The organism is Blattabacterium cuenoti (assembly GCF_014252455.1).
In the GTDB taxonomy this organism is placed as follows: Bacteria; Bacteroidota; Bacteroidia; order Flavobacteriales; family Blattabacteriaceae; genus Blattabacterium; species Blattabacterium cuenoti_R.
This window is the reverse complement of record NZ_CP060245.1, coordinates 459754-475271: the sequence shown is the minus strand read 5'-3', so window position 1 is coordinate 475271 and position 15518 is coordinate 459754. Positions and strand designations below refer to the sequence as shown.

Here is a 15518-nt window from a genome sequence, read left to right as displayed (position 1 = left end):
ATGATTTATAATAATTTTATATCAAAAATACCAAATGGATCATTAAATGATCAATGGAAAAATCATAAATCTACTTTAAAATTAGTATCTCCTAATAATAGATCAAAATTAGATATTATTATTATTGGATCAGGATTATCTGGTGGATCTGCTGCTGCTACATTAGCAGAATTAGGATATAAAATTAAAATTTTTTGTTATCAAGATTCACCTAGAAGAGCACATTCTGTAGCTGCTCAAGGTGGAATTAATGCATCAAAAAATTATCAAGGAGATAATGATTCTGTTGATCAACTTTTCTATGATACAATTAAAGGAGGTGATTATCGATCACGTGAATCTAATGTTTATCGTTTATCTGAAATTTCATCTAATATTATTGATCAATGTGTAGCTCAAGGAGTTCCATTTGCTAGAGATTATTCTGGTTATTTAGAAAATAGATCTTTTGGTGGGACAAAAGTATCTAGAACTTTTTATGCTAAAGGACAAACAGGACAACAACTTTTGCTTGCATGTTATTCCGCTATGTCTAGACAAATAGGAAAAGGAAGAATAAAAATGTATACTCGTCATGAAATGTTAGATATAGTTATAATAGATGGAAAAGCTAGAGGGATTATTGCTAGAAACTTAATTAATGGAGAAATTGAACGTCATTCTAGTCATGCAGTCATTATAGCATCAGGAGGTTATGGAAATGTATTTTTTTTATCTACAAATGCTATGGGATCTAATTCTACAGCGATATGGAAAGTTCATAAAAGAGGAGGTTATTTTGCAAATCCTTGTTATACTCAAATTCATCCTACATGTATTCCTATCCATGGAAATTATCAATCTAAATTAACATTAATGTCAGAATCATTAAGAAATGATGGAAGAATATGGGTCCCAAAAAAAATAGAAGATGCTTTATTAATAAGAAATGGAAATAAAATACCTAAAGATATTCAAGAAATAGAAAGAGATTATTATTTAGAAAGACGTTATCCTTCATTTGGTAATCTTGTTCCAAGAGATGTTGCATCTCGTGCTGCAAAAGAACGTTGTGATAAAGGATTTGGAGTAGTAAATAATGAAACTAAAGAAGGTGTTTTTTTAGATTTTACTACTTATATAAAACAATATGGAAAAGAAAAAACTAATGAATTAGGAATACATAATTCAAATGAAAAAACAATACAAAAATTAGGAAAAAAAGGATTAAAAGATAAATATGGAAATTTATTTCATATGTATGAAAAAATTACTAATGAAAATCCTTATGAAACTCCTATGAAAATATATCCTGCTGTTCATTATACTATGGGAGGTATATGGGTAGATTATAATTTAATGTCTACTATTCCAGGTTGTTATGTAATAGGAGAAGCTAATTTTTCTGATCATGGTGCAAATCGTCTTGGAGCTTCTGCTTTAATGCAAGGATTAGCTGATGGATATTTTATTATACCTTATACTATTGCAGATTATTTATCTGAATATATAGGAAAAAATAATAAGAAAATATCTATAAAACATGAAAATTTTGAAAATTCAGAAAAAAAAGTAAAAAATAAAATAAAAAAATTATTATTAAATAATGGAAATATATCTCCTGATTTTTTTCATAAAAAGCTTGGAAATATTATGTGGAAATATGTAGGAATGAGTAGAAATGAAAATGGATTATTAAAAGCGATAAAGGATATACAAAAACTTCGTAATAATTTTTGGAAAAATATTTATATACCTGGAATAGATGGATTCAATTCAGAATTAGAAAAAGCTATTCGTATAGCTGATTTTTTAGAATTAGGAGAATTAATTTCTATGGATGCGTTAAAAAGAAAGGAATCTTGTGGTAGTCATTTTAGAGAAGAATATAAAACAAAAGAAGGTGAAGCATTACGTGATGATATAAATTATAAATATGTTTCTGTGTGGGAATATAATAAAGGGAAACCTATTTCTGAAGAAATTTTTCATAAAGAATCTTTAATATTTAATTTTTCAAAATTACAATTTCGTTCTTATAAATAAAAAAATAAAATTTTATGAAAAAATTACTTTCTTTTGTTTTAAAAATATGGAGACAAAAAAATAATAAAGAAAAAGGAAAATTTTATACTTATAAAGTATATGATGTTTCTCCTAATAGTTCTTTTTTAGAAATGTTGGATTTATTAAATAATCAAATTATAAATAATAGTAAAAAGGAAACTCCTATAGCTTTTGATCATGATTGTCGTGAAGGTATTTGTGGAATGTGTTCTTTATATATAAATGGAAGGGCTCATGGAAAAGAAAATTTAACAACTACTTGTCAATTATATATGAGAAGATTTTACAATATTAATACAATATATATTGAACCTTGGAGAGCGAAACCTTTTCCTATTATTAAGGATTTAATAGTAGATAGATCTTCTTTTGATAGAATAATTATGTCAGGAGGATTTATTTCTGTTAATACTTTAGGAAAAACTATAGATGGAAATATGATTCCTATTTCTAAAGAAAATGCAGATAAAGCTTTTGATTCTGCTGTTTGTATTGGATGTGGTGCATGTGTAGCTGCATGTAAAAATAGATCCGCGATGTTATTTGTTGCAGCAAAAATTTCTCAATTTATTTTATTACCTCAAGGGAAAATAGAAAGAAAACAACGTGTATTAAATATGGTAAAAAAAATGGATGAAGAAGGGTTTGGTAATTGTACTAATACAAAATCTTGTGAAATTGAGTGTCCAAAAGGAATTTCTACAGAAAATATTTCTTTAATGAATAAAGAATATATTCAATCTTTTATATAAATGGAATATTTAGATTTTGAAAAACCGATAAAAGAGATTCAGGATCAATATATTAATTGTGTTCTTATCGAAAAAAAAAGTGGGGTAAATATGAAAAATGTTTGTGATCAATTAAAATTGAAATTAGAAAAAACAATTAAAAAATTACATAAAAAATTAACTCCATGGCAAAGAGTTCAATTATCTAGACATCCTAATAGACCTTATACTTTAGATTATATATTATCTATTACTAAAAAAGAATCTTTTATTGAATTACATGGAGATCGTTATATTGGTGATGATAAGGCGATGATAGGAGGTTTTGGAAAAATAGATAATTTAACTTTTATGTTAATAGGGACTCAAAAAGGGAAAAATACAAAAGATAGACAATATAGAAGATTTGGAATGCCTAATCCAGAAGGATATAGAAAGGCATTAAGACTAATGAAATTATCTGAAAAATTTCATAAACCTATTGTTACTTTTATAGATACTCCAGGTGCTTTTCCAGGAATGGATGCTGAAAAAAAAGGTCAAGGAGAAGCAATTGGAAAAAATATTTATGAAATGATGTGTTTAAAAGTTCCAATTATTGTATTAATTATAGGAGAAGGTGCTAGTGGAGGTGCTTTAGGAATTGGAATAGGAGATAAAGTATCTATGATGGAAAATTCTTGGTATTCTGTTATTTCTCCTGAAAGTTGTTCAACTATTCTTTGGGGTAATTGGAAAAAAAAAGAAGATTCTGCAAAATCATTAAAATTAACAGCAGAAGATATGTTAAAATTAAAATTGATAGATGATTTAATTAAAGAACCTTTAGGAGGTGCTCATTTTAATCATAAAAAATCTTTTCAATTAATAAAAAAAAAAATTATTAAATATTATAAAGAATTATCATCTATTGATATTGATGTTCTTATTAGAAAGAGAAAAAACAAATATATTACTATAGGACATTTTAATGATTAAAAAAATATTTTATTTATATTTTTTATGAATAAAAAACATAATTTGATATATAAAGAAGATAATAAAAAATATTATGATCATTTTATTAAAAATGTAAAAATTCCTCCTCAAGCATTAGATTTAGAAGAAGTCATTCTAGGGTCTATAATGATAGATAAAAAAGGATTAGATATAATCATTGATATTCTTGTTCCTGAAATTTTTTACAAAAAAGAACATCAAGATATATTTCGTTCTATTCAAAAATTATATCATAATTATCATCCAATAGATTTATATACTGTTTCTAATCAATTAAAAAAAGATGGGAATCTTGATAAAATTGGAGGTGAATTGTATTTAATAGAATTAACACAAAAAGTTATTTCTTCCGCACATATTGAATATCATAGTCGTATTATTCAACAAAAATTTATTTTAAGAAAACTAATTAATATATCTTCATATATTATAAAAAATTGTTATCATGATAATATAGATGTTTTTGAATTATTAGATGAAGCAGAATCTAAACTTTTTGAAATAAATCAAAAATATTTAATAACGAAAAAATATGAAACAACTGAATCTCTTGTTAAAAAAGCTATTGATAAAATAAAAAAAATAGAAAATAATAAAGAAAGATTAAGTGGAATTTCTTCTGGTTTTTATCATTTAGATCAAATAACTTCTGGTTGGCAAAATTCAGATTTAATTATATTAGCGTCTAGACCAGGAATGGGAAAAACAACATTTATGTTATCTATGGTAAGAGATATAGTATTAAAACAAAAAGTTCCTGCAGTAATTTTTTCATTAGAAATGTCATCTATTCAATTAATAACAAGATTGATTTCATCAGAAACAGGAATATCTTCAGAAAAAATAAAAAAAGCTAATCTCTCTGATTTAGATTGGAAAAATATTTTTAATAAAACCTCAAAATTAAAAAAAGCTCCTCTCTTTATTGATGATACTCCTTCTTTATCTATATTTAATTTAAGAGCAAAATGCAGAAATTTAATATCTCAACATGGAATTAAATTAATATTAATTGATTATATGCAATTAATGGGAATTAATGATCATAATTTAAAATTATTAAGAAATAGAGAACAAGAAATTTCAATAATTTCTAGAAATTTAAAATCTATGGCTAAAGAATTAGATATTCCTATAATAGCTTTATCTCAATTATCTAGAGCTGTAGAAATTAGAGGTGGTAGTAGAAGACCATTATTATCTGATTTACGTGAATCTGGATCTATTGAACAAGATGCAGATATTGTTTTATTTATTTATAGACCAGAATATTATGGTTTTAAAATTTGGGATACAGAAAAAAAAGAATCTTGTATCGGACAAGCAGAAATTATTATAGCTAAACATAGAAATGGAAGTTTAGATAAAATTCGTTTAAAATTTGTTAGTGATCAAGTAAAATTTTTAGATTTTCAAAAAAAAGATTCAAAATATTTCATTTGGGAAGAAAATTATAAAGAAAATTTTTTTATTAAAAATCATGAAAATAATGATTTTTTAGAAGAAGATTTTAATAAAAATTAAAATTTAACGTAAAATATAAAATAATATATTTTTTTAAATAAAAAAAAGATTATTATAAGTTTTTTTATAAAAAAAAATTGATATTATTTTATAAAAGTATTAAAATTTAATAATATTAAAATTTATATCATTATATAATATTAATTTTTTTTCTTATTTATTGATATTTAATAAAATTTTAATTTAAAAATTATTTTTTATTTTTGTAAAAAAATAATAATTTTAATCATTTTTGGTACTTGTTAAATCTTTATCTGGAATAAGAGGTACTTTAGGAGGAAAAGTAGGAAATGGTTTTACTCCTATAGATATTATTAAATTTTTAGCAGGATATGTTACCTGGATAAAAAAAAAATATAAAAATAAACATAAATATTTAATAATCTTTGGAAGAGATGGTAGGATTACGTCTACTTTATTTCAAAAATTTTTAATTATTACTTTTCAAAATTTTGGAATTAATGTTATAGATATTGGTTTATCTACAACACCTACTGTTGGTTTTGCTATAATTAATGAAAAAGCAGATGGTGGGATAATGTTAACTGCCAGTCATAATAAAAAAAATTGGAATGGATTGAAACTATTCAATTCTATGGGTGAATTTTTATCTAAAAAAGATTTTCAATGGTTTTATTCTATAGTAAAAAAAAAAAAATTAAATTTTGTTTCTTTCAAAAAATTAGGTAATTATTTATATAAAAAAAATTATATTCATAAACATATAAAAACTATTTTATCTTTACCTTTAGTAGATCAAAAAATGATTCAAAAAGCTAAATTTAAAATTGTTGTAGATGGAATAAATTCAACAGGAGGAATAGCTGTCCCTTTACTTTTAAAATTTTTAGGAGTTAAAGTAATTAAAATGTATTGTACTCCACATGGAAATTTTAGTCATCATCCTGAACCTATAAAAAAAAATTTAAATAAAATTTGTAAAAAAGTACCTAAAATTAAAGCAGATCTAGGAATATCTGTAGATCCTGATGTAGATAGGGTTGTTTTTATTTGTGAAAATGGAGATTTTTTTGGGGAAGAATATACTTTAATTTCTATTTCTGATTATATTTTAAAAAATAAATTAGGTCCTATTGTATCTACTTTATCTTCTTCTCAAGCTTTATATGATTTGTCTATAAAAAATGGTGTTCCTTATTATGCTACCCCTGTAGGTGAAGTTCATGTCGTTGAAAAAATGAAAGAAGTTAAAGCAGTAATTGGTGGGGAAGGAAATGGTGGGATTATCTATCCAAATTTCCGTTATGGAAGAGATGGATTAGTAGGTATCGCTTTATTTTTAAGTTATATTTCGAAATTAACTCAAAAATCATTAATTAAATTAAAAAAAAGGTATCCTAATTATTTTATGTTAAAAAAAAAAATTAGATTATCTTTTTATCAAAAAAAACAACAAATATTAAATTTTTTTAAAAAAAAATATAAAGAAAAAAAAATGAATTTCCAAGATGGAATTAAAATTTCATTTTTGAAAAATGAATGGGTTCATATAAGACAATCTAATACTGAAAATATTATTAGAATACATATAGAAAGTACGTCAAAAAAACGGGTAAATTTTTTATATAAAAAAATTTTTAATGAAATAAAAAATTCTAATAATTTTAAATAAAAAATTATGTCTGAAAATTTAATAAAAAAAATAGAAAATAAATATTTTTTTAAAAAAAAATTACCATTTTTTAATTCTGGAGATACTATTACTGTTTTTTTTGAAATAAAAGAAGGAGAAAAAAAAAGAATACAAACTTTTAAAGGAATAGTAATTAAAAAACAAGGAAAAGGTTTCACAAAAACTTTTACTATCCGTAAAATGAGTGGTGAGATAGGTGTAGAACGTATATTTATATTATATCATCCAAATATAAAAAATATAGAAGTAAATAAAAAAGGAAAAGTTCGTAGATCTAAAATTTATTATTTTAGATCTCTAAAAGGTAAAAAAGCTAGAATAAAAAATAAATAAAAATAAAGAGAGGAAAATTTTTCCTCTCTATTTATCTTTATTTATTATTTTTTTCATTTTCTTCTGTATTTATTTTTTCTTTTGTTGTTGCCTCCTCATTATTATTTTTTGAAGAATTTTCTTCTTCATTATTTGTTGTAGTAGGAGGGGTTGTTACATTAGAATTTGTTTGATTTTCATTATTATTATTAGCGGTTTTTTCTTCTTCTGTAGAAGGAGAAGTATTTTCGTTTTTAGATTTATTAGTACAACTACTTGAAAATAAAAATATTGCTAAAAAAATGGTAGTAATAGTAATTCTTAATTTTTTCATCATAATCAATAGTATTTCAGTTATAACATATTCTGGACAAATTTATATAAAAATTTGGAATGAAAAAATATATTATTATTTGTATTTTTTTAAAAATAACTAAAAATAGATTTTAAAATATTTTTTTTTAAAAAAAATTATTAAAAAAAAAGAAATTATGTCTTTAGATAAAAAGATTTTAAAAGAAGCTTTTACATTTGATGATGTTTTATTAATTCCATCCTATTCTTCTATATTACCATCTGAAGTTTCTTTAAAAACATCTCTTACATTTGATATTACAATGAATATTCCTTTATTAAGTGCTGCGATGGATACTGTAACAGAATCTTCCTTAGCTATATCAATAGCTAGAGAAGGAGGAATAGGGATTATTCATAAAAATATGAATATTCAATGTCAATCAGAAGAAGTTTATAAAGTAAAAAGAAGTGAAAGTGGAATGATAGATGATCCAATTACACTTTCAAAAACATCTACACTTAGAAAAGCACAATATTTAATGAATTATTATCATATTTCTGGACTTCCAGTGATAGAAAAAGATCATACATTAATTGGAATCATTACTAATAGAGATATTAAATATCGTCTAGATTTAGATACTTTAGTAGAAGATGTAATGACGAAAGAAAAATTAATTACTTCTAAAAAAAATATTTCTTTAGAAGAAGCTAAAAATATTCTTTTAAGAGAAAGAATAGAAAAATTACCGATTGTTGATAATTTTAAAAAATTAGTAGGATTAATTACAATTAGAGATATTGATAATATAATAGAATATCCTAATGCTTGTAAAGATTATAAAGGACGTTTACGTGTAGGTGCTGCTGTAGGAATAGATAAAAATACTTTATCTAGAGTAGATTCTTTAGTAAAAGTTGGTGTAGATTTAATAACTATTGACTCTGCTCATGGTCATTCTTTAATGGTATTAGAAATGATAAAATCTATTAAAAATAATTTTCCTAAATTAACTTTGATAGCTGGGAATATAGTAACAATGAAAGCGGCAAAAGATTTAATAGATGCTGGATCTACTATTTTAAAAGTAGGAATAGGATCGGGATCTATTTGTACTACTAGAGTAATAGCTGGAGTAGGAATGCCTCAAATTACTGCTATTAATAATGTTTATGAGTATGCTAAAACAAAAAATGTAAATGTAATATCTGATGGGGGAATAAGATATTCCGGAGATGTAGTAAAAGCTATTGCTGCTGGAGCTAGTTCAGTTATGATTGGTAGTTTATTTGCAGGTACAGATGAAGCTCCAGGAGAGGAGATTATTTTTCAAGGAAGAAAATTTAAAACATATGTAGGAATGGGATCTTTAGATGCTATGAAAAGAGGAAGTAAAGATCGTTATTTTCAATTGAAAGAAAAAAATGTTGTTCCAGAAGGAATAGAAGCTAAAGTTCCTTATAAAGGAAAAATGAAAGATGTTATTTATCAAATTTGTGGAGGATTACGTTCTGGGATGGGATATTGTGGAGTTTCTACAATTAAAGAATTAATAAAAATGGGAAAATTTGTTAAAATTACTAATTCTGGATTAAAAGAAAATCATCCACATAGTGTGAGTATTACTAAAGAATCTCCTAATTATTATAGAAAATAAATTTGATAATACCCGGGACGGGATTTGAACCCGTACGATCGTATAATGATCACAGGATTTTAAGTCCTGTGTGTCTACCAATTCCACCACCCAGGTAAAAGCGAGAAACGGGATTTGAACCCGCGACCCCAACCTTGGCAAGGTTGTACTCTACCTACTGAGCTATTCTCGCATTAATTATTTAATAATTCTTTTATTTTATTAATTTTTATATATGCATCCATAAAAGATAAATAATTTTTATCTTTTATATAAAATTTTATTTTTTTTAATAAAAAAAAAATCTTTTTTTTAGATAAAGGTATTTTGTTTTCATTTTTCTTATTTAAGATTTTTAATATTTCTTTACTTCTACAAATTATTTTTAAAGGAATTCCAGCAATTTTAGCTACGTGAAAACCAAAACTTTGTTCACTGGAACCAATAACAAGATTTCTCATAAAAATAATATTTTCATTAATTTTTTTTATAGAAATATGATAATTATGAATTCTTTTTAAAAAAGAATTTATTTTAGTTAATTCATGATAATGAGTAGAAACTAAAGTAAGAGGTTTAAAATGATGATTATGTAAAAATTCAAGAATAGACCAAGAAATTGAAATTCCATCATAAGTGCTTGTTCCTCTACCTATTTCATCTAAAATAATTAAACTTTTTTTAGAAAGATTATTTAATATACTTGCTGTTTCATTCATTTCTACCATAAAAGTAGATTCACCTAAAGAAATATTATCAGAAGCTCCAACTCTACTAAATATTTTATCTATAATTCCTAATTTAGCATATTTCGCTGGAATAAAACTTCCAATTTGAGCCATTAATATAATAATTGCAGTTTGACGTAAAATAGAAGATTTTCCAGACATATTTGGACCAGTTATTATTATAATTTGTTGATTTTTTTTATTTAAAAAAATATCATTAGGAATATAAGATATTTTAGAAATAAATTGTTTTTCAATTACAGGATGCCTTCCTTGTTTAATAATTAAATCAAAAGAATTATTCATCTTTGGTTTAATATAATTATTTTCTAATGCAGAAGTAGAAAATGAACATAGTACGTCTAATTTTGCAATAATTTTTGCATTTTTTTGTAAAGGAGAAATATAATTTAATAAATCATCTATTAAATTATAATATATTTTTTTTTCTAAAGATATTCTTTCTTGTTCAGCATTAAATATTTGTAATTCATAATTTTTTAATTCTTCATTTGTATATCTTTTAGAATTAGTTAATGTTTGTTTAATAATCCAATTGGAAGGTATTTTAAATACTTTTTTTGTTTTAATTTCAAAAAAATATCCAAAAATATTATTATAACTAATTTTTAAATTATGAATACCTGTTTTAATTTTTTCATTATAACATAATTTTTCTAAAAATTTTTTTTTAGAAAAAAATATAAAACGAATTTTGTCCAATTTTTTAGAAAACCCTTTAATAATAATATTCCCTTTTTCAATATTATGAGGAGGATCTTCATGTATAGTTTTAATAATTTTTTGAGATATAATATCACAATCCATCAAATAATTAACTATGTGTAATAAATTTTTTTTTTTTGTAGAAAAAATTTTTTCTTTTATTTTTACAATAGATTTTAAAGATTGATATAATGTAATTAATTCTTTTGGAGAAATTTTTTTAATAACCATTTTAGATATTAATCGTTCTATATCCGAAATTTTTTTTAATTTTTTTTGTATATATTGAAGAATATGAATATTTGATAAAAGTTCTTCTACTATTTTATGACGTTTTTGTATAGCATAAATATTTTTTAATGGAAAATGAATCCATTGTTTCAATAATCTACCACCCATAGAAGTGATGGTTTTATCTAAAATATTAATTAGAGTTAGACCTTTGGAATTAAAACAATTAAATATTTCTAAATTACGAAAAGTAAAATCATCAATCCACATATGTTTTTTGTGATTAACTTGTTTAATGTTAGTAATATGTTTTAATTGAAAATGTTGAGTTTCATCTAAATAATTTAATATAACACCAGATGCTATAATTCCTAATTTTAAATGATTTATACCAAACCCTTTTAAAGAATGAGTTTTAAAATGAGATATTAATTTTTCATATGCAAATGAATAATTAAACATCCAATCATCCATAAGAAAAGTATAATATTTTTTTTGTAAAAATTTATCAAAAAATTTTTTTTCTTTTCTTTGAAAAATAATTTCACTAGGATTAAAATGTTTTAAATATTGTAAAATATTTGTTTTATTATCTTCTGCTATAAAAAATTCTCCTGTAGAAATATCTAAAAAACTTAAACCCATTTTTTCTTTATCTAAATGAATAGATGCTAAAAAATTATTTGATTTAAAATCTAATATATTTTCAGTAATAGTTACTCCAGGTGTAACTAATTCTATAACACCTCTTTTTACTATATTTTTTCCTTTTTGAGGTTTTTCTAATTGATTGCAAATAGCTACACGTTGTCCTGATTGTATCAATTTTGGTAAATAATTATTTAAAGAATGATAAGGAAATCCTGCTAAAGGAATAGATTTATTATTATTATTTCTTTTAGTTAAAACAATATTTAATATTTTAGAAGATTTTATTGCATCTTCTCCGAAAGTTTCATAAAAATCTCCAACTTGAAATAATAAAATAGTATTTGGATATTTATATTTAATCTTATTATATTGTTTTACTAATGGAGTATCTTCTGTTTTTTTTTTCAAATTTTTATTTGAATTTTTATGCATCCTTAAAAATAAAATAAAATATTTTTTATATGTTGAATAACAAATCTTTTTTTAAATTAGGATTTATTTATTATGTCAAAAATATTTAAAGAATATAAAAAATTAGACTTAAATAAAATTACTAAAGAAATTTTTCAATATTGGAAAAAAATAAAACTTTTTAAAAAAAGTTATAACGATCAAATTTTTTTAAAAAGAAAAAATAATTATATTTTATATGAAGGTCCTCCATCATTAAATGGTAAACCAGGAATTCATCATTTAATATCTAGAACTATAAAAGATATTTTTTGTAGATATCAAACAATGAAAGGAAAAACCGTTTTTAAAAAAGGGGGATGGGATACTCATGGATTACCAGTAGAATTAAATGTAGAAAAAAAAATAGGAATTGTTAAAAATGATATAGGAAAAAATATTAGTATAAAAAAATATAATATTTTTTGTAAAGATTTTGTTAATAAATCTATGAATGAATGGATAAAATTTACTCATGAAATAGGATATTGGTTAGATATAAAAAATTCATATATTACATATCATACAAAATATATAGAAAGTATTTGGTGGTTAATTAAACAACTTTATAAAAAAAAAATTATATATAAAGGATTAACTATTCAACCTTATTCTCCTGCAGCAGGTACTGGATTAAGTTATCAAGAATTAAATATGCCAGGTACTTATAAAAAAATAAAACAAATAGCTCCTATTTTAAAATTTAAAGCAGAAAAAAAAACTTTACCAGAAAAATTTCAAATTGTATCAGAAGATATATTTTTTATTTCTTGGACAACTACTCCTTGGACATTACCATCTAATACTGCATTAGCTATAGGATCTTATATAAATTATATTTTAGTAAAAACTTATAATTCTTTTACTTTATTAAAAGAAAATATTATTTTTGCTGAAAATTTAATTCATAAAATTTTATTATCTAATCAATATTATTTAATTTCTAATATTAAAGATTTTGATAAATTAAAAGTAGAAAAAAATAAAATTCCTTATTTTATAATTTTTAAATTTAAAGGGAAAGAATTAATTAAAAGTAGATATGAACAATTATTACCTTGGTTTAAACCTTATAAAAAACAAGAAAAAGCTTTTTATATTATAAAAGGAGATGATTTTATTAATCTTAAAGAAGGAACTGGGATTGTTCATATAGCACCTACATTTGGAATAGATGATTTAAATATTTCTATAAAATATAATATTCCAGCAATGTTAATTTTAAATGATAAAAATATTCCTATTCCTTTAGTAGATTTACAAGGTAAATTTTTAGATAATTTTCCTTATAATTTTAATGGAAAATATATAAAAAAAGATTTTTTACCTCAAGAAATAGAGAAAAAAAATTATTTTTCAGTAGATAATGAAATAATTTCTTTTCTTATGAAAGAAAAGAAATTATTTAAAATAGAAAAAATAATACATTCTTACCCACATTGTTGGAGAACAGAGAAACCTATTATTTATTATCCTTTAAATTCTTGGTTTATTAAAACAACTAAAATAAAAGATAAATTAATTACTTTAAATAAAAAAATTAATTGGTATCCTAAATTTATAGGAAAAAAACGTTTTGAATCTTGGTTAAAAAATATAAAAGATTGGAATTTATCTAGATCGAGATATTGGGGGACACCTTTACCTATTTGGAGAACAAAAGATAATACAGAAGAAATAGTTATAGGATCTTTAAAAGAATTATTTATGGAGATTAAAAAATCTATTAAATATGGATTTATGTCTGATAATGATAATTTATTACATAATTTTATTCCAGAAGATATGAGAGATGAAAATTATGAACAAATTGATTTACATAAACCTTTTTTAGATAAAATTATATTAGTTTCTTCTAAAGGAAAACCAATGAAAAGAGAATCTGATTTAATAGATGTATGGTTTGATTCTGGAGCTATGCCTTATGCTCAATTTCATTATCCATTTGAAAATAAAAAATTTATTGAAAAAAGAAAATTTTTTCCTGCAGATTTTATTGCAGAAGGAGTAGATCAAACTAGAGGATGGTTTTTTACTTTACATACTATTAGTTCTATATTATTTAACTCTATAGCATATAAAAATGTAATATCTACTGGTTTAATTTTAGATAAAAAAGGACAAAAAATGTCTAAAAGTAAAGGAAATACAATTAATCCTTTTGATTTAATAAAAAATTATGGGCCGGATGCTATTCGTTGGTATAGTATATATAATTCTGAACCTTGGGATAATTTAAAATTTAATATAAAAGATATTCATATAGGAATTAATAAATTTTTTGGAACACTTTATAATATTTATTCTTTTTTTGTTTTATATGCTAATATTGATGGATTTTTATATAAAGAAAAAGATTTTACTAAAAAATATTATACACAATTAGATTTTTGGATAATTTCTGAATTAAATTCAACAATTAAATTAGTTGATAAGTATTATTCAGAATATAATCCTACAAAAGCTGCTCGTTTAATTTCAATTTTTGTATTAGATAAATTAAGTAATTGGTATATTAGACTATGTAGAAAAAGATTTTGGAAAGAAAAATATACAAAAAATAAAATATTAGCTTATCAAATACTTTATCAATGTTTAATTACTATATCTAAATTAATCTCTCCTATTGTTCCTTTTTTTTCTGAAAAATTATATTTTGATTTAAATTCTATTACAAAAAAAGAAACTTTTAAAAGTATTCATTTTACTAATTTTCCAGTTTATAATTCTGATTTAATTAATAAAGAATTAGAAAATAAAATGATTGTAATTCAAAAAATTACATCTCTAATTTTTTCTATTAGAAAAAAATATGGAATAAAAATACGTCAACCTTTACAAAGTGTATTAATTTTTATTAAAAATAAAAAAAAACGTTTAGGTTTAAAAAAAATATCTTCAATTCTTAAAAAAGAAATTAATGTTAAAAATATTGAATTTACTCAAAATTTAAAATATTTAGAATTAATAAAATATATTAAACCTAATTATAAATCTATAGGTCCTAGATTTGGAAATAAAACTAAAGAAATTGTTACAATTATTAAAGAATTTAATCAAGAAGTAATTAAAGAATTTGAAAAAAAAAAAAAATATATTTTTTATATTAAAGGTATTAAATATATTCTTTTTTTACAAGATGTTCAAATTATAACTGAATTTATAAAAAATTGGACTGTTTTATATTATCATGATTTTACTATAGCTATAGATTTAAATTTAACAAATTCTCTTTTAGAAGAAGGTTTTATTAGAGATTTTGTTAGAAATATACAAAAATTAAGAAAAAAATATAATTATGAAGTAATTGATAAAATTTATATATATATAAAGACAAATAGTAAAAAAATATATTCTATTCTTAGTAAGAATAAAAATTTTATTTGTAAAGAAACTTTATCAAAAAATATAAAGGAAAAAAATGATATAGAAAAAAAAGGAATAATAATTTTTTTTAAAAAAGAAATAGTGTATGTTTTTATTAGAAAAATAATTAATTATAAATAATTTTTTTTAAAAAAGAAATAGTGTT

Annotated in this window: 10 protein-coding genes and 2 tRNA genes; 8 read left to right on the top strand and 4 right to left on the bottom strand. The window is 22.1% G+C overall.

Annotation, left to right across the window (positions count from 1 at the left end):
- From H0H56_RS02350 to rplS, 6 genes are all read left to right on the top strand, one after another.
- Window positions 1–2025, top strand: coding sequence for a fumarate reductase/succinate dehydrogenase flavoprotein subunit (locus H0H56_RS02350; protein WP_185873741.1), 2025 nt, complete (start codon window positions 1–3; stop codon window positions 2023–2025).
- Between the two features lie 14 nt (window positions 2026–2039).
- Window positions 2040–2798: a succinate dehydrogenase/fumarate reductase iron-sulfur subunit gene (locus H0H56_RS02345; RefSeq protein WP_185873740.1), complete on the top strand. Its 759-nt coding sequence runs from the start codon at window positions 2040–2042 to the stop codon at window positions 2796–2798.
- Window positions 2799–3755 carry an acetyl-CoA carboxylase carboxyltransferase subunit alpha gene (locus H0H56_RS02340; protein ID WP_185873739.1) on the top strand — a complete coding sequence of 319 codons (957 nt, stop codon included), beginning with the start codon at window positions 2799–2801 and terminating at the stop codon, window positions 3753–3755.
- 24 nt (window positions 3756–3779) lie between these two features.
- Complete coding sequence (dnaB, locus tag H0H56_RS02335) at window positions 3780–5300, top strand: replicative DNA helicase (protein WP_185873738.1); 1521 nt, start codon at window positions 3780–3782, stop codon at window positions 5298–5300.
- 232 nt (window positions 5301–5532) lie between these two features.
- Window positions 5533–6933 (top strand): phosphoglucosamine mutase, encoded by a 1401-nt coding sequence (gene glmM, locus H0H56_RS02330; RefSeq protein WP_185873737.1) that lies wholly within the window; start codon window positions 5533–5535, stop codon window positions 6931–6933.
- A gap of 6 nt (window positions 6934–6939) precedes the next feature.
- Entirely contained in the window at window positions 6940–7287 is a 348-nt protein-coding gene (gene rplS, locus H0H56_RS02325) for a 50S ribosomal protein L19 (RefSeq protein WP_185873736.1), read from the top strand.
- Between the two features lie 37 nt (window positions 7288–7324).
- Here rplS and H0H56_RS02320 read toward each other — a convergent pair whose 3' ends face one another.
- On the bottom strand, window positions 7325–7603 hold the full coding sequence (locus H0H56_RS02320; RefSeq protein ID WP_185873735.1) for a hypothetical protein: 279 nt from the start codon (window positions 7601–7603) through the stop codon (window positions 7325–7327).
- 154 nt (window positions 7604–7757) lie between these two features.
- On the opposite strand from H0H56_RS02320, the gene guaB reads away from it, so the two are divergent.
- Window positions 7758–9221: an IMP dehydrogenase gene (gene guaB, locus H0H56_RS02315; protein WP_185873734.1), complete on the top strand. Its 1464-nt coding sequence runs from the start codon at window positions 7758–7760 to the stop codon at window positions 9219–9221.
- 9 nt (window positions 9222–9230) lie between these two features.
- Here the strand turns inward: guaB and H0H56_RS02310 are convergent.
- From H0H56_RS02310 to mutS, 3 genes are all read right to left on the bottom strand, one after another.
- Window positions 9231–9317, bottom strand: a tRNA-Leu gene (locus H0H56_RS02310).
- Window positions 9318–9320: 3 nt separating this feature from the next.
- Window positions 9321–9393: transfer RNA gene (locus H0H56_RS02305), tRNA-Gly, on the bottom strand.
- Window position 9394: 1 nt separating this feature from the next.
- Complete coding sequence (gene mutS / locus H0H56_RS02300) at window positions 9395–11968, bottom strand: DNA mismatch repair protein MutS (RefSeq protein WP_185873733.1); 2574 nt, start codon at window positions 11966–11968, stop codon at window positions 9395–9397.
- Between the two features lie 72 nt (window positions 11969–12040).
- On the opposite strand from mutS, the gene ileS reads away from it, so the two are divergent.
- The gene (ileS, locus tag H0H56_RS02295) at window positions 12041–15493 is read left to right on the top strand and encodes an isoleucine--tRNA ligase (protein ID WP_185873732.1); all 3453 of its coding nucleotides are present in this window, start codon (window positions 12041–12043) and stop codon (window positions 15491–15493) included.
- Window positions 15494–15518 lie beyond the last annotated feature (25 nt).

Coding starts and splice junctions, on each gene's coding strand:
- H0H56_RS02340 (WP_185873739.1), top strand. CDS start 2,799: ATGGAATATTTAGATTTTGAAAAACCGATAAAAGAGATTCAGGATCAA.
- guaB (WP_185873734.1), top strand. CDS start 7,758: ATGTCTTTAGATAAAAAGATTTTAAAAGAAGCTTTTACATTTGATGAT.
- H0H56_RS02345 (WP_185873740.1), top strand. CDS start 2,040: ATGAAAAAATTACTTTCTTTTGTTTTAAAAATATGGAGACAAAAAAAT.
- mutS (WP_185873733.1), bottom strand. CDS start 11,968: ATGCATAAAAATTCAAATAAAAATTTGAAAAAAAAAACAGAAGATACT.
- rplS (WP_185873736.1), top strand. CDS start 6,940: ATGTCTGAAAATTTAATAAAAAAAATAGAAAATAAATATTTTTTTAAA.
- H0H56_RS02350 (WP_185873741.1), top strand. CDS start 1: ATGATTTATAATAATTTTATATCAAAAATACCAAATGGATCATTAAAT.
- H0H56_RS02320 (WP_185873735.1), bottom strand. CDS start 7,603: ATGATGAAAAAATTAAGAATTACTATTACTACCATTTTTTTAGCAATA.
- ileS (WP_185873732.1), top strand. CDS start 12,041: ATGTCAAAAATATTTAAAGAATATAAAAAATTAGACTTAAATAAAATT.
- dnaB (WP_185873738.1), top strand. CDS start 3,780: ATGAATAAAAAACATAATTTGATATATAAAGAAGATAATAAAAAATAT.